At 71.6% G+C, this 20,021-nt stretch carries 17 protein-coding genes; 8 read left to right on the forward strand and 9 right to left on the reverse strand.

The genetic code is table 11. The features are described 5' to 3' along the window. Window positions 1-1,879: ATP-binding SpoIIE family protein phosphatase (locus SGA01_RS34515; RefSeq protein ID WP_255325323.1), on the forward strand; the 1,879-nt coding region annotated here is incomplete at its 5' end. A gap of 83 nt (window positions 1,880-1,962) precedes the next feature. Here SGA01_RS34515 and SGA01_RS34520 read toward each other — a convergent pair. Beyond that, on the reverse strand, window positions 1,963-4,224 hold the full coding sequence (locus tag SGA01_RS34520; protein ID WP_141301729.1) for a transglycosylase domain-containing protein: 2,262 nt from the start codon (window positions 4,222-4,224) through the stop codon (window positions 1,963-1,965). Window positions 4,225-4,502: 278 nt separating this feature from the next. On the opposite strand from SGA01_RS34520, the gene SGA01_RS34525 reads away from it, so the two are divergent. Genes SGA01_RS34525 through SGA01_RS34535 form a run of 3 tightly spaced genes read left to right on the forward strand, consistent with a single transcriptional unit; the run spans window position 4,503 to window position 8,094 of the window. Further along, window positions 4,503-5,027, forward strand: a complete 525-nt coding sequence (locus SGA01_RS34525; protein WP_141301731.1) for a PadR family transcriptional regulator — start codon at window positions 4,503-4,505, stop codon at window positions 5,025-5,027. Then, window positions 5,024-5,725 carry an ABC transporter ATP-binding protein gene (locus SGA01_RS34530; protein WP_141301733.1) on the forward strand — a complete coding sequence of 234 codons (702 nt, stop codon included), beginning with the start codon at window positions 5,024-5,026 and terminating at the stop codon, window positions 5,723-5,725. The genes SGA01_RS34525 and SGA01_RS34530 overlap by 4 nt, the downstream gene beginning before the upstream one ends. Further along, complete coding sequence (locus SGA01_RS34535) at window positions 5,722-8,094, forward strand: FtsX-like permease family protein (RefSeq protein ID WP_141301735.1); 2,373 nt, start codon at window positions 5,722-5,724, stop codon at window positions 8,092-8,094. The genes SGA01_RS34530 and SGA01_RS34535 overlap by 4 nt, the downstream gene beginning before the upstream one ends. 128 nt (window positions 8,095-8,222) lie before the next feature. On the opposite strand, the gene SGA01_RS34540 is transcribed toward SGA01_RS34535, so the two are convergent. After that, complete coding sequence (locus SGA01_RS34540) at window positions 8,223-9,197, reverse strand: hydrogen peroxide-inducible genes activator (protein ID WP_055641548.1); 975 nt, start codon at window positions 9,195-9,197, stop codon at window positions 8,223-8,225. Between the two features lie 134 nt (window positions 9,198-9,331). Here SGA01_RS34540 and SGA01_RS34545 point away from each other — a divergent pair, with 134 nt between their 5' ends. Next, window positions 9,332-9,886 (forward strand): peroxiredoxin, encoded by a 555-nt coding sequence (locus SGA01_RS34545; RefSeq protein WP_024758658.1) that lies wholly within the window; start codon window positions 9,332-9,334, stop codon window positions 9,884-9,886. Window positions 9,887-9,902: 16 nt separating this feature from the next. Next, entirely contained in the window at window positions 9,903-10,436 is a 534-nt protein-coding gene (locus SGA01_RS34550) for an alkyl hydroperoxide reductase (protein WP_055641549.1), read from the forward strand. A gap of 82 nt (window positions 10,437-10,518) precedes the next feature. On the opposite strand, the gene SGA01_RS34555 is transcribed toward SGA01_RS34550, so the two are convergent. The 5 genes from SGA01_RS34555 to SGA01_RS34575 all read right to left on the reverse strand — a co-directional run bounded on the left by SGA01_RS34555 (window position 10,519) and on the right by SGA01_RS34575 (window position 16,318). Then, on the reverse strand, window positions 10,519-11,265 hold the full coding sequence (locus tag SGA01_RS34555) for a hypothetical protein (protein ID WP_141301737.1): 747 nt from the start codon (window positions 11,263-11,265) through the stop codon (window positions 10,519-10,521). Further along, window positions 11,262-12,749 (reverse strand): AI-2E family transporter, encoded by a 1,488-nt coding sequence (locus tag SGA01_RS34560; RefSeq protein WP_141301739.1) that lies wholly within the window; start codon window positions 12,747-12,749, stop codon window positions 11,262-11,264. The genes SGA01_RS34555 and SGA01_RS34560 overlap by 4 nt, the downstream gene beginning before the upstream one ends. A gap of 95 nt (window positions 12,750-12,844) precedes the next feature. After that, window positions 12,845-13,567: an aggregation-promoting factor C-terminal-like domain-containing protein gene (locus tag SGA01_RS34565; RefSeq protein ID WP_055641552.1), complete on the reverse strand. Its 723-nt coding sequence runs from the start codon at window positions 13,565-13,567 to the stop codon at window positions 12,845-12,847. Window positions 13,568-13,946: 379 nt separating this feature from the next. Further along, a complete protein-coding gene (gene phoH2 / locus SGA01_RS34570) occupies window positions 13,947-15,272 on the reverse strand; it encodes an RNA 5'-3' helicase PhoH2 (protein ID WP_055641553.1) in 1,326 nt (441 codons plus the stop codon). A 284-nt stretch (window positions 15,273-15,556) separates the two neighbouring features. Continuing rightward, on the reverse strand, window positions 15,557-16,318 hold the full coding sequence (locus SGA01_RS34575) for an isoprenyl transferase (RefSeq protein ID WP_055641554.1): 762 nt from the start codon (window positions 16,316-16,318) through the stop codon (window positions 15,557-15,559). A gap of 128 nt (window positions 16,319-16,446) precedes the next feature. Here SGA01_RS34575 and mgrA point away from each other — a divergent pair, with 128 nt between their 5' ends. Then, entirely contained in the window at window positions 16,447-17,484 is a 1,038-nt protein-coding gene (gene mgrA / locus SGA01_RS34580) for an L-glyceraldehyde 3-phosphate reductase (RefSeq protein ID WP_141301741.1), read from the forward strand. A 268-nt stretch (window positions 17,485-17,752) separates the two neighbouring features. Here mgrA and SGA01_RS34585 read toward each other — a convergent pair whose 3' ends face one another. Beyond that, on the reverse strand, window positions 17,753-18,535 hold the full coding sequence (locus tag SGA01_RS34585; RefSeq protein WP_141301743.1) for a prepilin peptidase: 783 nt from the start codon (window positions 18,533-18,535) through the stop codon (window positions 17,753-17,755). On the opposite strand from SGA01_RS34585, the gene SGA01_RS34590 reads away from it, so the two are divergent. Then, entirely contained in the window at window positions 18,534-18,899 is a 366-nt protein-coding gene (locus tag SGA01_RS34590; protein ID WP_141301745.1) for a DUF192 domain-containing protein, read from the forward strand. The two genes, SGA01_RS34585 and SGA01_RS34590, sit on opposite strands and share 2 nt — an antisense overlap. Here SGA01_RS34590 and SGA01_RS34595 read toward each other — a convergent pair. Beyond that, entirely contained in the window at window positions 18,871-19,992 is a 1,122-nt protein-coding gene (locus SGA01_RS34595) for a putative hexosyltransferase (protein ID WP_141301747.1), read from the reverse strand. The two genes, SGA01_RS34590 and SGA01_RS34595, sit on opposite strands and share 29 nt — an antisense overlap. Window positions 19,993-20,021: the final 29 nt, after the last annotated feature.

A 20,021-nucleotide genomic window follows, 5' to 3' on the forward strand; every position in this document is an offset into this window, starting at 1 on the left:
GGCGGGGGCGTCCGCCGCCCCCGGAGCGCCCGCCTCTTCCGGGCCACCCGCCTCTCCCGGCTCTCCCGCCTCGCCCGCTGAGGCGGGCGGCGGCCCGGGCGGCGGGGCCGGCTCCCCCGGCGCCGCGGGCATCGCCGTCGCCGTGTCCGCGCAGAGCCCCGGCGCGGGCCGCGGCCCCGAGGGCGCCGCGCGGCGCGAGGGCGAGCGGCTGCGGTTCGTCGGGGCCGCGACCCGGCGGATCGCGCGCGGGCTCGACCTCGACGAGATCGTGCTCGGCCTGTGCCGGGCGACCGTGCCCACCTTCTCCGACGAGATCCTGGTCTACCTGCGCGATCCGCTGCCGGTGGGCGACGAGCGCCCGGTGGCGCCCTTCGTCCTACGGCTGCGCCGCACCGACCGGCTCCGGTTAAGCGAACTGGAGGGCGAGGAGCTCGTCCTCGTACCCGATCCGGATCCGACCCCCGCGGCCGAACTCTGCGAGGTGCGGTCCGGTGGGGCGCTCGCCGAGGTACTGCGCGGCGTGCGGCCGGTCTTCGGCGACTCCGCCGCCGCCAAGACCGCGCTGGCCGAGCTCCTCGGCCCCGAGCATCCGCTGCCCGGCGGGCTGCGGGCGGTCCTCGCCCCGCTGCGCGGCCGGCGCCGGGTGATCGGCGCCGCCGTCTTCCTGCGCCGCCCCGAGCGGGCCGGTTTTGAGCCGAACGACCTGCTCGTCGCGGCGCAGCTGGCGACGCACACGGCGCTCGGCATCGACAAGGCCGTCCTGTACGGCCGGGAGGCGTACATCGCGGACGAGCTCCAGCGGACGATGCTGCCGGACTCCCTCCCGCAGCCGACCGGTGTCCGGCTCGCCTCGCGCTACCTCCCGGCCGCGGAGACGGCCCGGGTCGGCGGCGACTGGTACGACGCGATCCCGCTGCCCGGCAGCCGGGTCGCGCTGGTCGTCGGCGACGTCATGGGCCACTCGATGACCTCGGCGGCGATCATGGGGCAGCTGCGGACCACCGCGCAGACCCTGGCCGGGCTCGACCTGCCGCCGCAGGAGGTCCTGCACCACCTGGACGAGCAGGCGCAGCGGCTCGGCGAGAACCGGATGGCCACCTGTATGTACGCGGTGTACGACCCGGTCTCGCACCGGATCACCGTGGCCAACGCCGGGCATCCGCCGCCGATACTGCTCCACCTCGGCGGGCGCGCCGAGGTGCTGCGGGTGCCGCCCGGCGCCCCGATCGGGGTCGGCGGCGTCGACTTCGAGGCGGTCGAGCTGGACGCCCCTGCGGGCGCGACGCTGCTGCTGTACACGGACGGTCTGGTGGAGTCCCGGCTGCGGGACGTCTGGACCGGGATCGAGCAGCTGCGGGAGCGTCTGGCGGCGACCGCGCAGCTGACGGGCCCGGACCACTCGCCGCCTCTTGAGGCGCTGTGCGACGACGTCCTGGACATGCTGGGTCCGGGCGACCGGGACGACGACATCGCGCTGCTCGCGGCCCGTTTCGAAGGGATCGCGCCGAGCGACGTGGCGTACTGGTTCCTGGAGCCGGAGGACGCGGCCCCCGGCCGCGCCCGGCGGCTCGCCCGGCGGGCGCTCGCCCGCTGGGACCTGGAGGAGCTGACGGACTCGGTCGAGCTGCTGATCAGCGAGGTCGTGACGAACGCCGTGCGGTACGCGGAGCGGCCGGTGACCCTGCGGCTCCTCCGGACGGACGTGCTCCGCTGCGAGGTCGGCGACGACTCGCCGCAGCTGCCCCGGCAGCGGCGGGCGCGGGACACGGACGAGGGCGGTCGCGGTCTGTTCCTGGTGAACCGGCTGGCCAGGCGGTGGGGGGCGACCCGGCTGTCGGGCGGCAAGGTCGTCTGGTTCGAACTGGCCACGCGCGGCTGAGCATCCCTGAAGACGACATGACGGTGGCCGGACCCCGCGGGGTCCGGCCACCGTCATGTCATGCCGTCCTCACGCCCTCGCCGTCACCGGCCCGGGCGCTGCGTGCCGCTGTTGCCCGTCTGCCCCTCTTCCGGGTCCGGGTCCGGCGGCTGGACGGTCGTCGGACCGGTCGTCGGCGGCTCGGTCGTCGGCGGCGGCGTGGTCGGATCCTGGGTCGGCGGCGTGGTGACGGGGTCGCGCGTCGGCTCCGGCGGCGTGGTGACGGGGTCGCGCGTCGGCTCCGGCGGCGTGGTGCCCGTGGAGGTCGGCGGGGGCGTCGGGTCCGGGGACTCGGTGGTCGGCTCCTCGGTCGGCTCCTCCGACGTCTCGGAGGTCCCGGTGGGCTCCGGGTCCGGCTCGTAGGTGGCCGTGTTGTCGGTCTCCAGGTCGAACTCGGCGTCGGAGCCGCCGCCGAGTGCGCTGGTGGTGTAGTCGCCCCAGATCTGCGCGGGGGTGCGGCCACCGTTGGCGCGGCCCTCGTTGATGGTGTTGGTCAGGGTGACCTGGTTGCCCTTGGTGTCCTCGCCGAAGAGGCCGACGGCGGTGACGAGTTCGGGGGTGTAGCCCACGAACCAGGCGGAACGGTTGTTCTCGGAGGTGCCGGTCTTGCCCGCGGCCTGGTAGTCGCCGGCGGCGCGGAAGCCGGAGCCGCTCTGCACGACGCCCTGCATGGCCTTGGTGACGGTGTCGGCGGCCTCGCGGCTGATGACCTGGCTGCCGATCGCGTCCGCGGGCTCCAGCTTGCGGTCCTTGTGCGTGGCGGCCTTCACCAGGGTCGGGGTGACCCGCTTGCCGTGGTTGTCGAGCGTGGCGTACACGCCGGCCATGTCCATGGTCGAGGCGCCCATGGTGCCGAGGGACATGGCGGGGGTCTCGCCGAAGTCCTGGCCGTCCTTCATGCCGAGGGCGAGGGCGGTCTTCTTGGTCTTGGCCGGGGTGACGTCGACGATCATCTGGGCGAAGACCGAGTTGATGGACTTGTTGGTGGCCTTCTGGACGGTGACGGGGCCGTAGCTGTAGTCGTCCTCGTTCTCGGGCGCGAAGTCGATGTCGCTGCCGACGACCTTCCGCTGGCTGTTGCCGTCGTAGATCGTGCCGAGACCTATGGTCTGCCCGTCCTGGGTCTCCGCCATGTTGTCGAGGGCGGAGGCGAGGACGATCGGCTTGAACGTCGAGGCGGGCTGGTAGTCGCGGCGGGTCGCGTTGGACATCCAGTGCTGGGTGGCGCCGACGCCGCCGTACATGGCGACGACCGCGCCGCTCTTCGGGTCGACGGAGGTGGCGCCGGCCTGGACGGTGGCCTGCTTCTTGTCGCCCTTGCGGTCGAGCTTGGCCTCCAGCTGCCGGTCGACGGCCTTGACGAGGTCCTTCTGCTTCTTCTCGTCGATGTTGAGGGTGATCGTCCAGCCGCCGGCCTTGATGTCCTCCTCGCTGATGCCCTGGCGCATCAGCTCCTGGTTGGCGGCCTCGACGATGTAGCCGGTCTGGCCCTCCATGCCGGGGGCGGGCTTGGGCTTCTGCGGCACGGGGAACTTCATGCCGGCGCGCTCGGTCTGCGAGAGCCAGTCCTCGCCGACCATGTTGTCGAGGACGTAGTTCCAGCGCTCCTCGACGAGCTTGCGGCCGGTGGCACTGGCGGAGGTCCAGTCGTACTGGTTGGGCGCCTGGAGCAGCGAGGCGAGGTAGGCGCCCTGGGCGGTGGTGAGCTGGGTGGCGTCGACGCCGTAGTACGCACGGGCGGCGGCCTGGATGCCGTAGGCGCTGCGCCCGTAGTAGCTCGTGTTCATGTACCCGGCGAGGATCTCGCCCTTGCTCGTCTCCTGGTCGACCTTGACGGCGATGACCATTTCCTTGAGCTTGCGCGTCGCCGTCTGGTCCTGGCTCAGGTAGAAGTTCTTGACGTACTGCTGGGTGATGGTCGAACCACCCTGCTTGCCCTGGCCGGTGAGGGTCGACCAGGCGGCGCGCGTGGTGCCCTTGATGTCGACGCCGTTGTCCCGGTAGAAGCTCTTGTTCTCGGCGGCGACGAAGGCCTTCTGGACCTTCTCGGGGATCTTCTCCAGGCCGACGATCTCGCGGTTGATCTGGCCGGTGCGGGCGAGGATCTTGCCGTTGGCGTACTTGTAGATGTTGCTCTGCATGGTCGCCTCGGCGTTGGCCGTCGGCACGGGGACCAGGAGGTAGACGACGTACAGGGCGCCCATGGCCAGCAGGCAGAACACGAAGAAGGTGCCCAGGAGCTTCTTCCAGGAGAAGAAGCGGCGTATGCCGCGTCTCTTCGCCTTGCTCTTGTCCGGTCGGCCCATGGGTCCTGTCGCTCCAGTCGTCGTGTGTCTCGGCGCCTCGGCTGTCCGGCGTCCACCTCGGATCAGCTCAGCAAGCTAACACCGACGATGCAGACAAAGGGCAACCGATCACGCCTTTTCCGGACGTGAGAATCAGCACCCACCCCCAGAGGAACCGACGCTCGAAAGAGCCCGATGGTTGCCTCTTCGAGCCCTCCGAACCGGGCGCGCCCCAGGGGTCCCGCTCCCCGCCAGGTCACTATGCACACCGCGTATACACCCCGTGTACAGTGACGCGCATGTCCATCGGTCACGCCCTCCTGGGGCTCCTGGAATCCGGACCGCGCCACGGCTACGACCTCAAGCGCGCCTTCGACGAGCGATTCGGCCACGACCGGCCCCTGCACTACGGCCAGGTCTACTCGACCATGTCCAGGCTCCTGAAGAACGGCCTGGTCGTCGTCGACGGCATCGAGGCGGGCGGCGGGCCCGAGCGGAAGCGGTACGCGATCACCGATGCCGGCATCACCGATGTCGCCGCGTGGCTCGCGACCCCCGAGAAGCCCGAGCCGTACCTCCAGTCCACGCTCTACACCAAGGTCGTCCTGGCGCTGCTCACCGGCCGCGGAGCCGCCGAGCTCCTCGACACCCAGCGTTCCGAGCACCTGCGGCTGATGCGCGAGCTCACCCGGCGCAAGAAGGACGGCGACCTCGCCGACCAGCTCATCTGCGACCACGCCCTCTTCCACCTGGAAGCGGATCTGCGCTGGCTGGAACTGACCGCCGCCCGCCTCGACCGGCTCGCCGAGGAGCTCCACCGATGAACACCGCCCCCCAGGACCCCCGGGTCCCGCTCCTCCGGGCCATCGGCCTCGACAAGGCGTACGGCTCCACGCCGGCGCTCGCGGGCGCCGACTTCTCCCTGCGCGCCGGCGAGGTCGTCGCCGTCATGGGCCCCTCCGGCTCCGGCAAGTCCACGCTGCTGCACTGCCTGGCCGGAATCGTGCGCCCCGACGCGGGCACGATCACCTACGACGGACGCGAGCTCACCGCGCTCTCCGACACCGCGCGCAGCGCCCTGCGCCGCACCGACTTCGGCTTCGTCTTCCAGTTCGGCCAGCTCGTCCCCGAGCTGACCTGCGTCGAGAACGTCGCCCTCCCGCTCCGCCTGAACGGCGAGAAGAGGAAGTCCGCCGAGGCCAGGGCCGTCGAGTGGCTGGCCCGTCTGGAGGTCGACGACACCGCGGCCAAGCGCCCCGGCGAGATATCCGGCGGCCAGGGGCAGCGCGTCGCCGTCGCCCGCGCGCTCGTCACCTCCCCGCGGGTGATCTTCGCCGACGAACCGACCGGCGCGCTCGACTCCCTCAACGGCGAACGGGTCATGCGCCTGCTCACCGACGCCTCCCGGGACACCGGCGCCGCCGTCGTCCTCGTCACCCACGAGGCCCGGGTCGCCGCGTACTCCGACCGCGAGATCGTCGTACGGGACGGGTCCGTCCGGGACGCGGAGTGGGCGGTATGAGCCTCGCCACCTGGACCCGCGACCTGGCGCTCGGTGCCCGGTTCGCGGTCACCGGCGGCCGCCCCGGCCTCCTCCGCACCCTGCTGACCGCGACCGGCGTCGGCTTCGGCGTGGCCCTGCTGCTCCTCGCGGTCTCCCTGCCCAACATGCTCTTCCAGCGGGAGGTACGGGAGGCCGTCCGCGCCGTCGACGGCAGCGAACAGATCGACTCCCCCCGGGCCGACTCCTTCCTCCACCTCGGCCGGACGACGACCTACCGGGACGACGTCGTCACCGGACTCCTGGTGACCCCCGAGGGCGACGCGCCGCCGGTACCGCCGGGCACCGCCGAGCTGCCGGCCGCCGGCGAGATGGCCGTCTCCCCGGCGCTCAGCGAGCTGCTCGACTCCCCCGAGGGCGCCCTCCTCAAGGAGCGGATCCCGTACAAGGTCACCGGAACGATCGGACCGGCCGGCCTGATCGGTCCGAGCGAGCTGCGGTACGTCGCCCGGGTCGACTTCCTCACCACCGAGAACTTCGACGGGCGTGGCACGCGCTACGGCTGGTCGGTTCCCGAGGAACCGATGAACGCCTTCCTCGTCCTCCTCGTCATCGTCGCCTGCGTCGTCCTGCTCCTGCCGGTGCTCGTCTTCATCGCGACCGCCGTCCGCTTCGGCGGCGAGCAGCGCGACCGGCGGCTCGCGGCGCTGCGGCTCGTCGGCGCGGACATCGCGATGACCCGCCGGATCGCGGCCGGCGAGTCCCTCGCGGGCGCGCTGTTCGGCCTCCTGGTGGGCCTCGGACTCTTCGCCGTGGCACGGCAGTTCGCGGGCGCCTTCACCATCTGGGACGTCAACGCCTTCCCCTCCGACGTCGTGCCGCTGCCCGCGCTCGCCGTGATCGTCCTCGCCTCGGTCCCGGTCGCCTCGGTCGTGGTCACGCTGTTCGCGCTGCGCGGGGTGGCGATCGAGCCGCTCGGTGTCGTCCGCGTCTCCACGCCCCGGCGCCGCAGGCTGTGGTGGCGGCTGCTGCTCCTGGCGGCCGGCGCGGCCCTGCTCGTCCCGCTCATGGGCGAGGTCCAGGTGACCGAGACCCGCATCGACAGCACGGGCGTCGTCGCCGGCACCACCCTCGCCCTGATCGGCCTCACCACGCTCCTGCCCTGGCTCGTCGAGGCCTTCGTGAAGCGGCTCCACTCGGGTCCCGTGGCCTGGCAACTGGCCGTCCGCAGGCTCCAGCTGAGCAGCGGCACCGCGGCCCGCGCGGTCAGCGGCATCGTCGTCGCGGCCACCGGCGCGATCGCACTCCAGATGCTCTTCCAGGCCATGGAGCGCGACTTCACCGAGCTGACGGGCCAGGACACGTCCCGCGCCCAGATCGCGGTCGGCGCCGACGCGAGGAACGCCGACGAGGCCCGCGGGATGATCGACCGCATCGCGCGGACCGAAGGCGTCGCCGGTGTCATCGGCGTCATCGAGTCGCGCGTCTGGCGGCCCGGCCCCCTGAAGGGGTCCGAGGAGTGGGCCCCGACGACCTCGCTCAGGATCGGCGACTGCGCCTCCCTCGGGCAGTTCGCCACGCTCCCCTCCTGCAAGGACGGCGACGTCTTCGTCTTCCTCGCGCACGGCGCACAGGGCAACCCGGACGACGCCCAGGTCACCGGCGCCGCGCGGCCCGGGGCCACGGTCGTCCTGCGCGACCCGCACCCGCACCCGAGCGCCCCGAAGCCCCCGAAGGGCACGCCGCTGCCGCAGTGGCGCATCCCCGCCACGGCCCGGATCGTGGACTCCCGCCCGGACCCGACGGGCATGTACCAGTACGGCGTCCTCGCCACCCCGTCGGCGATCGACGCCGGGCTCGTCGACGAGCCCGACGCGCAGGCCCTGGTCCGGCTCGACCCGGCCGTGCCGGACGCCGCCGACCACGTACGGAACACGGCGGCGGGCATCGACCCGACGTCCTGGGTCCGCGACCTGAAGGACATCCAGCGGGACGCCGCCTTCTCCAGCGTCCGCACCGGCATCCTGGTCGGCTCCACCCTGACGATGCTCCTGGTGGCGGCCTCGCTCCTGGTCTCGACCCTGGAGCAGCTCAAGGACCGCAAGCGGCTGCTCTCCTCGCTCGTCGCCTTCGGCACCCGCCGCTCGACCCTGAGCTGGTCGGTCCTGTGGCAGACGGCGGTCCCGATCGTCCTCGGTCTCGTCCTCGCCGTGGCGGGCGGGCTCGGCCTCGGGGTCGTCCTGCTGAAGATGGGCGGACAACAGGTCCAGGACTGGTGGGCCTTCCTGCCCGTCGTCGGGATCGGGCTCGCGCTCATCGCGGCCGTGACGCTCCTGAGCATGCCGGTCCTGTGGCGGCTGATGCGGGCGGACGGGCTGCGCACGGAGTAGCCCGTCGAGCGGATGTACGCCGGGTGGGCGCGGGCACCTGGAGCCGGGGGGCTCCGGGAACCCGCGCCCACCCGGCGTACAGGCGTCGGAAAGCCGGCCCGCCACCCGTCCGGCTCGCCCGCGGGAGGTCAGGAACCGCCGTCCACCACCCGCACCGGAAGCCCCCTCATCGCGCCGCGCAGCTCCTGCGCCAGCTCCTCGAACTCGGCGTGCCTGGCCGCCCCGGTCCGCATCGCGAGGGCGATCCTCCGCGAGGGCGCAGGTTCCGTGAAGAGCCCCGTCCACAGGGCGCTGTTACGGGCGGTCTCCACCGTCACGGCGGTGCGCGGCAGCAGGGTCACCCCGAGGCCGCCGGCCACCAGCTGGACCAGGGTGGAGAGCCCGGCGGCGGTGGTGGTGACCTCGGCGCCGTCGGTGCGGCCGGCCTCGCGGCAGATGTCGAGGGCCTGGTCACGCAGGCAGTGCCCCTCGTCAAGGAGCAGCAGCCGCAGCTCCTTGAGGGCCTCGCGCGGGATGTCGTCCCGCCCGGCCAGCGCATGCCCCTGCGGGGTGACGAGCACGAAGTCCTCGTCGAAGAGGGGCAGTTCGGTGACGCCGGGCACACCGAGCGGGACCGCGAGCAGCAGCAGGTCGAGCCGCCCGGCCGCGAGCCCCTCCAGCAGGGAGGAGGTCTGCTCCTCGTGGACCTGGAGGTCCAGGTCCGGGTAGCGCCGGTGGACAAGCCGCAGGACGGTGGGCAGCAGGTACGGGGCGACGGTCGGGATCACCCCGAGCCGCAGCACCCCGGTGAACGGCGCCTGGGCCGCCTCCGCCTCCTCCAGAAGCTCGGCGACCGCGTCGAGGACGGCCCGCGCGCGCACCGCGAGCCGCTCCCCGGCGGGCGAGAGCAGCACCTTCCGCGTCGTACGCTCGAGGAGCTGGACACCGAGTGCCTCTTCGAGAGCCGAAACCGCGCCCGAGAGCGCGGGCTGGCTCATGCCGATGGCCGCGGCCGCATCGCGGAAGTGCAGATGCTCGGCGACCGCGGCAAAGGCTCTGAGCTGCGAAAGGCTCGGCTGCTTGCCTCGGTGCGGGCTGTACGGCGGGGTGTACGGGGACGCCACTGATAACCACCTTCGATCAACACGACCCACTCTAGCTATTTCACTGATCAATGCACTCCGTGCCATGCTGTGAACACGTCCAACCCCCACGGAAGACCTCAAAAGGGACCCTTCCCGTTTCGCAAGGAGAGCGCGTGCTCACTGTCGGTGACAAGTTCCCCACCTACGACCTGACCGCCTGCGTGTCGCTGGAGAGCGGCAAGGAGTTCGAGCAGATCGACCACAAGGCCTACGAGGGCAAGTGGCGCGTGGTGTTCTTCTGGCCGAAGGACTTCACCTTCGTCTGCCCCACCGAGATCGCCGCGTTCGGCAAGCTGAACGACGAGTTCGCGGACCGCGACGCCCAGATCCTCGGCGTCTCCGGCGACTCCGAGTTCGTGCACCACGCCTGGCGCAAGGACCACGCCGACCTGCGTGACCTGCCCTTCCCGATGCTCGCCGACTCGAAGCACGAGCTCATGAGCGACTGCGGCGTCCGGGGCGAGGACGGCTTCGCCCAGCGCGCCGTCTTCATCGTGGACCCGAACAACGAGATCCAGTTCACCATGGTGACCGCCGGCTCCGTCGGCCGTAACCCCAAGGAGGTCCTGCGGGTGCTCGACGCCCTGCAGACCGACGAGCTGTGCCCGTGCAACTGGAACAAGGGCGAGGGCACCCTCGACGCCGCCGCGCTCCTCTCCGGCGAGTAAGGGCGAGTGATCTGAGATGGCTCTCGACGAACTCAAGTCCGCCATACCGGACTTCGCCAAGGACCTGAAGCTGAACCTCGGTTCGGTCATCGGCAACAGCGAGCTCCCGCAGCAGCAGCTCTGGGGCACCGTGCTCGCCTGCGCGATCGCCTCGCGCTCGCCGAAGGTCCTCAAGGAGCTGGAGCCCGAGGCCCAGGCCAACCTGAAGCCCGAGGCGTACCAGGCCGCCAAGTCCGCCGCCGCGATCATGGCGATGAACAACGTCTTCTACCGGACCCGGCACCTGCTGTCGGACCCCGAGTACGGGACGATGCGCGCCGGTCTGCGGATGAACGTCATCGGCAAGCCGGGCGTCGACAAGGTCGACTTCGAGCTCTGGTCGCTGGCCGTCTCCGCGATCAACGGCTGCGGCCAGTGCCTCGACTCGCACGAGCAGGTCCTGCGCCAGGCCGGTGTCGACCGCGAGACGATCCAGGAGGCCGTGAAGATCGCCGCGGTCATCCAGGCGGTCGGCGTCACCCTCGACGCGGAAGCGGTCCTCGCCGAGTAGGGCGTGACCGTCGCACGAACCGTCGTACGAGAAGGGCCCCGGGGCACGAAGCCCCGGGGCCCTTCCGTCGTCCCCGGACGGGTCACTTCTTGAGCGCCGCCATGAGGGCGAGCATGTCCTGGGCCAGCGGGACCTCGACCCCGGAGAGGTCGACCTGCTTGGTCTGGCGGGTCGGTTCGTCCGTGTCCTCGTTCCAGCCGGACGTCTCGTGGAAGCTGATCGAGATCTCCACCTGGCCGTCGAGCACGCGTAGCTCGGCCCCCATGTTGTCGTAGACGCTCAGATAGGCCTTCTCCCCCAGCCCCTCGTACGGCTCGACCTCGCCGTAGCGCCGCGCCAGGGCGTCGAACTCGGGCCCGGGGTCGGTCACCAGATGGCGGGTGTACGTGACGTCCCCGCTGTAGCCGGTCTCGGGGGGCCCGAACATCAGCGAGCACTGCGCTATCTCCAGCACCCGAGGCTCGGCCCCCTCCGCGCCGCCGACCGACCCGCTGTCGACGCCGGAGTCCGATCCGCCCTGGGAGCTGCTGTCCCATCCGCTGTCGATCGACCGCTTTCCCAGGACTCCGACGAGCCCCTTGAGCTCCGCCGCCTCGCAGAGGCTCGCCGTGCTCTTGTACCCACGCATGTCCAGCCCCTGGTCCTGGCTCTTCTCGTACGCGTAGAGCCCGCCGGCCCACACCGCCGATGCCACGACCGCGCCGCCGAGCGCCCACAGCCAGGGGCGACGGGCCCGGGGCGGGCCCGGCGGGCCGGGTGGCGGGGTCTCGGTGAGGACCTCGGAGACGACGAAGCCCTCCCCACCGACGAGTTCCGGCTCGGATATCACGTGTGCTGCTCCCCCTTGACGGCCACCGAGCCCGGTGCCGGGGTCGGTGCCACTGCGAACGCGGTCGCGCCGCGCGGTTCCGGTGTGCTGCGCAAGGCCTGTTCGGTGCTGTACGCGCGCAGGTAGCCGACCACCGTGTTGGAGACGGCCACCAGCGGGACGGCGACCACGGCTCCGCCGATGCCCGCGGTCAGACCGCCGGCCGCGACCGCCAGGACGACGGCCAGCGGGTGGACCCGAACCGCCCGGCCGAGGATGAACGGCTGGAGCACATGGCCCTCGATCTGCTGCACGGCGAGGACGACGACGAGCACCATGAGCGCGGTGAACAGGCCGTTGGTGACGAGGGCGACGACGACCGCGAGGGCACCGGAGATCACCGCGCCGACCAGCGGGATGAAGGCGAACAGGAAGATGAAGACGGCGAGCGGCACGGCCATCGGCACGTCGAGGAAGTAGAGGCCGAGGCCGATGAAGACCGCGTCGATCAGGGCGACGAGCACCGTGCCGCGCACATAGGCGGTGAGGGTGCGCCAGGCGCGCGGTCCCGCGCCGGCGACGCCGGGCCGGGCCTGGGCGGGGACGAGCTTGAGCGTCCACTCCCAGACCTTCTTCCCGTCGTAGAGCAGGAAGAGCGTCGAGAACATGGCGAGCAGGATGCCGGTGATCGTCTCGACGACGACCGTGACGCCCTGGAGTCCGACCTGGGTGATCTGCTCGGCGTTGGTCCCGACGGAGTCGCTGAGGTTCTTCGCGATCCCGTTGATCTGCTGCTCGGTCACGTGGAAGGGGCTGTTGAGCAGCCCGCGCTTGAGCTCCTCGATGCCGTCCTTGACCTGGTCGGACAGGTTGTCGATGTTGTCCATGACCTGCCAGACCACGAACCAGCCGACGAGGCCCATCACGACGAAGCCGGACACGGCGGTGACGGCGGTCGCGAGTCCGCGCGGCAGGCCCATGGTGCGGAGCCGGGCGACGGTGGGCTGGAGCAGGGCGGTGACGAGCAGCGCGGCGACGAAGGCGAGGACGACGAGCTGGACGGAGCTGATCACCTTCATCAGCACCCAGAGCGTGCCCGCGAAGACGAGGAGCCGCCAACTCGCCTCCGCCGCCACGCGCATGCCCCAGGGGATCGCGGCGGCGGGGTCAGGGCGGGCCGCGACGGCGGGCGCGTACGAGGGAGGAGCCGGTACGGAGCGTCCCGTTCCGTCCTCCTCGTCGGCCGTCGGGACCGGGGTCGCCGGAGCGGCCGCCGGGAGGGGCGGGGCGGTGTCGGCGTCCGAGGGGGCGGGCCACTCGGGTACGGGGGCGGTCGCGTCCTCACGCGGAGCGGACGCGGTCGCGTCCCCACGCCCGGACTCGCTCTCGTACGGCGGCCCGAGCGGATCCTCGCGCTCCGCCTCGGCCCTGCGCTCGTCCAGGCGTTCGCCCATGCGGCTCAGGCCCTCACCCAGCCGCGCCAGCCATCCCGGCAGTCTCGACATCGCTTCCTCTTCCCCCCGCTCGTTTTCGCAACCTACACGCAAGAGCCCCTCACCGTAGGACGGTGAGGGGCTCCACGAGGTTGAGCACGCCGGTACTAGTACCAGCGGTTGGCCTGCCAGAACGACCAGGCGCCACAGGGGCTGCCGTAGCGGCTGTCCATGTAGCTGAGGCCCCACTTGATCTGGGTCGCGGGGTTGGTCTGCCAGTCGGCGCCGGCCGAGGACATCTTGCTGCCCGGCAGGGCCTGCACGAGACCGTAGGCGCCCGAAGACGGGTTGACCGCGCGGTAGTTCCAGGTGGACTCGTGGTTCACGATGTTGCTGAAGCACTGGAACTGCGAGGCCGGGATCATCTGGCGGGCCATCGCCTTGACCTCGGCGACGGAGTAGGAGCCCTGCGCGGAGAAGCTGGAGGCGTCGCGTACCGCGGAACGGCTGGCGCGCTCGGCCTCTTCCTTCTCGCGCTCCTTGCGCTCCTCCTCGGCCTTGGCCTCGGCGGCAGCCTTGTCGGCGGCCTCCTTCTTGGCCTCGGCGTCCTTGGCGGCGCGGAGCCGGGCGTTCTCCTCCGCGGTCTTCTTCGCGGTGGCGTCGGCGGCCGCGGCCTGGACGTCGGCCTGCTCCGAGAGCGAGGAGACCTGTACCTGGGCCTGCTCACCTGCGGGGATGTCCGCCAGCAGCGTCGTGTCGGCCGCGGTGGCCTCGAAGTTGTCATCCGAAGCCTGCGCGACGTTGCCCGAGGCAACGCCGACGACGGCGCCGACGGTGGTGACCGCAGTGGCCGAAGCCACCGCGAATCCCCGGACCGAGATCCGGCTCACACGGTTTCCTTCCAGCATCGCTCGCACAGGTGACCACGCGGGCGAAATCGTGCCCCTGGCGCTGGTCTCCGACGTACTGGGTCACTGAAGACACGGGCCCGTGGTGCTGTGGGCGGCATACGGCTGACGGCTGTTGAGTTGTTCATGGGGTGTGCGCCACTGAGGGTGCACGTGTGCCGTATGCGGGGCCTGACGGAAGCAAGACTTTGCCGGACGGCGACACCGCAAGGCAATTCTGCGTTGCGTGTGAAAGCTCACACCTCGGTGGACGCAGGTGTTTTCGGAGATACAGCGGACAGAAGTGCGCCGCCCGGCTAAGCTCCTGTGCTTTGCCGGGCGGCGCCAACTGCCGTACGCGTACAGAGGCGTACGAAACGGGTCAGATCTGACCGTCCTCCAGCATCTCGGTGACGAGCGCGGCGATCTGGGAGCGCTCGGAGCGGGTGAGGGTGACGTGGGCGAAGAGCGGATGCCCCTTCAGTTTCTCGACCACGGCGACGACTCCGTCGTACCGGCCGACCCGGAGGTTGTCGCGCTGGGCGACGTCATGGGTCAGCACGACCCGCGAATTCGCCCCGATCCGGGACAGAACGGTCAACAGGACGTTCCGCTCCAGGGACTGGGCCTCGTCCACGATGACGAAGGCGTCGTGGAGGGAGCGGCCCCGGATGTGGGTGAGCGGCAGGACCTCCAGCATCCCGCGCCCCAGCACCTCCTCGATGACCTCGCGGCTCGCGACCGAGGACAGCGTGTCGAAGACCGCCTGAGCCCAGGGGCTCATCTTCTCCGCCTCGCTGCCCGGCAGGTAGCCGAGCTCCTGGCCGCCGACCGCGTACAGCGGACGGAAGACCATCACCTTCTGGTGCTGCCGGCGCTCCAGGACCGCCTCCAGGCCCGCGCAGAGCGCGAGCGCGGACTTGCCCGTACCGGCCCGGCCGCCCATCGAGATGATGCCGACGTCCGGGTCGAGGAGCAGATCGAGCGCGATCCGCTGCTCGGCGCTGCGGCCGTGGAGCCCGAAGGCCTCCCGGTCGCCGCGGACCAGCTTCACGTTCCCCTCGGCGGTGACCCGGCCGAGTGCCTTGCCGCGCTCGGACTGGAGCACCAGGCCCGTGTGGACCGGGAGCTCGGCGGCCTCCGGGACGTACAGCGTGCTCTGCTCGAAGAGCAGGTCCACCTGCTCGCCGGAGAGGGCGAGCTCGGTCATCCCGGTCCAGCCGTTGGCGTCCGTGATGGCGAGCTCGGCGCGGTACTCCTCGGCGAGAAGACCGACCGAGGAGGCCTTGATGCGCAGCGGCAGGTCCTTGGAGACGACCGTGACGTCGTACCCCTCCGCCTGGAGGTTGCGCGCGACCGCGAGGATCCGTGAGTCGTTGTCCCCCAACCTGTAGCCGGCGGGCAGGATGCCGGGGTCGGAATGGTTGAGTTCGACACGCAGGGTGCCGCCCAGCTCCCCGACGGGGAGAGGGGCGTCGAGGCGTCCGAACCTGACCCGGAAGTCGTCCAGCAGGCGCAGGGCCTGCCGGGCGAAGTAGCCGAGCTCGGGGTGATGCCGCTTGGCCTCCAACTCGGTGACCACGACGATCGGGAGCACCACTTCGTGCTCGTCGAACCGGGACACGGCGTTGGGGTCGGCCAGCAGGACGCTGGTGTCGAGAACATAGGTGCGCCGGTCGTTAAGGCGGCGCTTCGTGCTGGTCACCACGGAAGGACAGACCCCCTCTGAAGACCCCATAGAGGTCGGGGCGCGACGGAACCGGTGTCGCTGCGGAATGGGACCGGGCTCAGGCCTCGATGCGCGGGCCGAACCACGGCCCTCCGCTTCTCCCGTACGTGTCCCGCACGGTCGTCCTGGTGCAAGGGGCCTCCCGGGTGGCGGTCTCCGTGCCGCTCACTTCACCAGGGATATGCCCTCGAACCACCTCTGCCATGCCATGGCATATGACGACGTGTTCGTGAACACGAGGTGATCGGTTCCGACCGGGTCTGTCAGGTGCCGTAACGCCGGTGCCGGGCCGCGTAGTCGCGCAGGGCCCGCAGGAAGTCGACCTTGCGGAAGGCCGGCCAGTGCACTTCACAGAAGTAGTACTCGGAATGGGCGCTCTGCCACAGCATGAATCCGGACAGCCGCTGCTCGCCACTCGTACGGATCACCAGGTCCGGGTCGGGCTGACCGCGCGTGTAGAGGTGCTCCGAGATGTGCTCCACGTCGACGATCTCGGCGAGCTCCTCGAAGCTCGTCCCCCGCTCCGCGTGCTCCAGGAGCAGCGAGCGGACCGCGTCCGCGATCTCCTGGCGGCCGCCGTAGCCCACCGCCACGTTCACCAGTATTCCGGTGTTGGTGTGGGTGGCCTGCTCGGCCTCCTTCAGCACCGACTGGGTACGGGCGGGCAGCAGGTCCATCGTGCCGACGTGGTTGACCCGCCAGCGGCCGTCGGCGGCGAGCGCACGCACGGCGTTCTCGATGATGCCGAGCAGCGGGATCAGCTGCTCCTCGGGCCGGTTCAGGTTGTCCGTGGACAGCATCCAGAGCGTGACGACCTCGACGTCCGTCTCGGCGCACCAGCCGAGCAGCTCCTGGATCTTGTCCGCGCCCGCCTTGTGCCCCTGCTCGGGGGTCCCGCCGGACGCCTTGGCCCAGCGCCGGTTCCCGTCGAGGATGACCCCGATGTGCTTGGGCACCTGGGCATGGTCGAGGCGGCCTTCCACCCGGCGTGCGTAGAGCCCGTACACCAGGTCGCGCAGGTTCACTGTTCTTTACCTCTCCATGCAGCGGCGGGTCCGCCCGGCAGCGGCGGTCCGCAAGCCGCCACACTACTGCGCACGGGCGACAGGCTCCCAGCCCGGGACTGTCACAAGTCCGTGATAAGCAGAGATACGTGACTGATTCCCCCCTGTACCGCGCCTCCGCGGACCGCTACGACACCATGGAGTACCGCCGCACGGGCCGCAGCGGTCTGAAGCTCCCGGCTGTGTCCCTCGGCCTCTGGCACAACTTCGGCGACGACAAGGCGCTCGACACCCAGCGCGCGATCCTGCGCCGCGCGTTCGACCTCGGCGTGACCCACTTCGACCTGGCGAACAACTACGGGCCGCCGCCCGGCTCCGCCGAGCTGAACTTCGGCAAGCTCTTCGCCCAGGACTTCGCGCCCTACCGCGACGAGCTGATCATCTCGACCAAGGCCGGCTACGAGATGCACCCCGGCCCGTACGGCGAGTGGGGCTCCCGCAAGTACCTGCTGTCCTCGCTCGACGCCTCCCTGAACCGGATGGGCCTCGACTACGTCGACATCTTCTACTCGCACCGCTTCGACCCGCACACCCCGCTGGAGGAGACGATGGGGGCCCTGGCCTCCGCCGTCCAGCAGGGCAAGGCGCTGTACGTCGGCGTCTCCTCGTACAACAGCGAGCAGACCGCCGAGGCCGCCCGGATCCTCCAGGAGATGGGTGTCCGGCCGCTCATCCACCAGCCCTCGTACTCGATGATCAACCGCTGGACCGAGGAGGACGGCCTCCTCGACACGCTGGAGGACGCCGGCATGGGCTGCATCTCCTTCGTGCCGCTGGCGCAGGGGCTGCTCACCAACAAGTACCTGAAGGGCATCCCGGAGGGCTCGCGGGCCACCCAGGGCAAGTCCCTCGACCCGAACCTGCTCTCCGACGAGGTGCTGCGGCGTCTGCGCGGCCTCGCGGGCATCGCGGAGCGGCGCGGTCAGTCGCTGGCGCAGCTCGCGCTGGCGTGGGTGCTGCGCGACGAGCGGATGACCTCGGCGCTGATCGGCGCGTCCAGCGTCGCCCAGCTGGAGGAGAACGTGGCCGCGCTCGCGGGTGCGCCGCTGACGGCCGAGGAGCTGAAGGAGATCGACTCGTTCGCGGTCGACACCGCCGGAACGAACATCTGGGCCGGCCGGGGCTGACGCCTCTCCTGTGACCCCGGGAAAAGAAAAACGGGCCGGTCCGTGGGGGGGGATACGGACCGGCCCGAGGGGGGGTTTCCACCATAACCCTTCGATAGTCGTGCTGCGCGCCACGTGCGCGGAACTCATCGCACGGGATGCGGTGGATCCCAGTCCGCACAAGGGCTGTGAGGCCGTGTGGCGGGTTTGCGCCCCGGCGTGGCGGCGGGGTTCCGTCCCTCCGAAGAGGGACCGGCCGGCAGAGGCGCGGCGTTGACGGGAAGGCCTGTCACGGGAGCGCGCTGAACGCCCCGAGGAGCAGCCCGAGCAGGGCGCCCACCAGCATGAACGGGCCGAAGGGAATCGCCGAGGAGCGGTCCGCGCGGCGCAGCAGGACGAGCCCGAGGCCGTAGACGGCGCCGAGGAGGAAGCCCGCGAAGGCCCCGGCGAAGAGGACGCCCCAGCCGTACCAGCCGAGGGCGGCGCCCAGCGGGAGCGCGAGTTTGACGTCGCCGAAGCCGAGGCCGGCCGGGTTGACCACGTACAGCACGAGATAGGACCCGCCGAGGGCGAGCGCGCCGAGGAGTGCGTGGAGCCAGGAGCCCGCGTCGTACGGCAGGAGCTCGGCGGCGCCGAGGAGCAGCGGGACGGCGGCGGCGAGCGGCAGGGTGAGCCCGTCGGGGAGCCGGTGGACGCGGGCGTCGACGCAGGCGAGGAGGACGGCGAAGGGCGCGCCGAGCAGCCAGACCGCCAGCTCGGGCCGGGGCCCGCCGGTGGCGGCGGCGAGCGCGGCGCAGGCGAGGGCGGTGAGGAGCGGCGCGGCGAGCGGGGTCGGGGTGGTCGCGCAGTCCTGCCGCCCGGGCCCGCCGAGCCAGCCGCGCGCGGGTCCCGCGAGCGGGTGCCCGGCGGGGCAGCGGTCCCGCCACGGCTCCTCGGCGGGCACGGCCAGCCGGTACGCGGCGCGCGGGACGAGCAGCCCGACGGCGGCCCCCCACAGGGCGGCGGCGACGATCAGCGTGACGACGTACACGGAGCTGACCCTAGGCGGCGATGCCGCTACGGTCTGGCGCATGGGGAAATGGGAGGACGGGCCGGGGACCCTGGCGGTGGCGGCTCTGGAGCTTCCGCTGGAGGTGGCGGCCTCGTACCGGGCGCGGCGGCGGGGGCTGCTGGGCCGGGACGGGATCGCGGGGGCGCTGCTGATCACGCGGACGAACAGCGTGCACACCTTCGGCATGCGGTTCGCGATCGACGTGGCCTATCTGGACCGCTCGCTCCGGGTGCTGTCGGTGGTGACGATGCGGCCGGGGCGCCTCGGCATGGTCAGGCCGCGCGGCCGGCACGTCCTGGAGGCGGAGGCGGGCGCGATGACGGGGTGGGGTCTGCGGCCGGGTGCCCGGGTGATCGTCACGGCGGGCCCGAACCGAGCAGGGTGAAGGCCCCGTAGGCGGCGGAGGCGAGCGCGAGTCCGGCGAGGACGGGCACGGCGGCACGCGTGCGCAGGCGCGCGAGGGCGACGGCGGGCGGGAGCAGCAGCCCGAACGCGGGCATCATCAGACGCGGCCGGGACCCGAAGTACGCGGCGCCGACGAGCGAGACGAGGACGACGCCGATCGTGTAGACGAGCAGCGGGAGCGGCTGCTTCTGCCGTACGCAGAGGGCGACGAGCCAGCCGAGCAGCCCGAGCGCCGCGCACAGCCCGAGGGCGGCGGGCCAGGGCAGGCCGGCGATGAAGCGGGCGAGGGCGACACCGCCGTCGATGGAGTTGCCCCAGGCGGCCTGGACGTCGAAGTAGGCGGTGAGGCTCTTCTCGCGGATCCCGACGTAGGCGATGTACGCGAACCAGCCCAGCGGCGCGATCAGCACTCCGGCGACCGTCCGGAGGGGCAGCCTCCGATCCCGTACGAGGGTGACGAGGGCCGTGATCCCGAGGGCGGCGATCAGCGCGACGGCGGTCGGCCGGGTGAGACCCGCGGCGGTGCACAGGGCGCCGGCCAGGATCCACCGCCCGCGCAGGACGGCGTACAGCGACCAGGCGGCGAAGGCCGTGAACAGCGTCTCGGTGTACGCCATCGACTGGACGAACGCGGTCGGGTACACGCCCCAGAGGACGGCGAGCAGCACGCCGGCGCGCTCCCCCGCGAAGTGGGCGCCGCACTTGTAGATGCCGACGGCGGCGGCGAGCCCGGCCGACCAGGACACGACAAGACCGGCGGTCGCGGCGTCGACGGGGAGGACGGCGGACAGGCCCCGCTCCAGGGCGGGGAGGAGGGGGAAGAAGGCCAGGTCGGAGTGGACGTCGCCGTTCGGCAGGGTGACCTCGTACCCGTATCCGTGCTCGGCGACGCGGACGTACCAGACGGAGTCCCAGCGCCCCTTGAGCCGGTGCAGCCCGTCCTTGCCGGTCGCGGCGGCGGCGATGGCGAGGACGGCGAGTCCGATGACGCGGGTGAGGACGTAGCCGCCGACGGCGGTGAGGGTGGGGCTGAGGGGACGGCGGAGGCTGAGGGGACGGTCGGGCGCGGGCATGCCGCCGATTATCCCGATAATCCCTACGG

It is taken from the genome of Streptomyces gardneri, from assembly GCF_006539185.1.
In the GTDB taxonomy this organism is placed as follows: Bacteria; Actinomycetota; Actinomycetes; order Streptomycetales; family Streptomycetaceae; genus Streptomyces; species Streptomyces gardneri.

Coding starts and splice junctions, on each gene's coding strand:
- SGA01_RS34520 (WP_141301729.1), bottom strand. CDS start 4,224: ATGGGCCGACCGGACAAGAGCAAGGCGAAGAGACGCGGCATACGCCGC.
- SGA01_RS34525 (WP_141301731.1), top strand. CDS start 4,503: ATGTCCATCGGTCACGCCCTCCTGGGGCTCCTGGAATCCGGACCGCGC.
- SGA01_RS34530 (WP_141301733.1), top strand. CDS start 5,024: ATGAACACCGCCCCCCAGGACCCCCGGGTCCCGCTCCTCCGGGCCATC.
- SGA01_RS34535 (WP_141301735.1), top strand. CDS start 5,722: ATGAGCCTCGCCACCTGGACCCGCGACCTGGCGCTCGGTGCCCGGTTC.
- SGA01_RS34550 (WP_055641549.1), top strand. CDS start 9,903: ATGGCTCTCGACGAACTCAAGTCCGCCATACCGGACTTCGCCAAGGAC.
- SGA01_RS34560 (WP_141301739.1), bottom strand. CDS start 12,749: ATGTCGAGACTGCCGGGATGGCTGGCGCGGCTGGGTGAGGGCCTGAGC.
- SGA01_RS34590 (WP_141301745.1), top strand. CDS start 18,534: ATGGGGAAATGGGAGGACGGGCCGGGGACCCTGGCGGTGGCGGCTCTG.
- SGA01_RS34585 (WP_141301743.1), bottom strand. CDS start 18,535: ATGCGCCAGACCGTAGCGGCATCGCCGCCTAGGGTCAGCTCCGTGTAC.
- SGA01_RS34595 (WP_141301747.1), bottom strand. CDS start 19,992: ATGCCCGCGCCCGACCGTCCCCTCAGCCTCCGCCGTCCCCTCAGCCCC.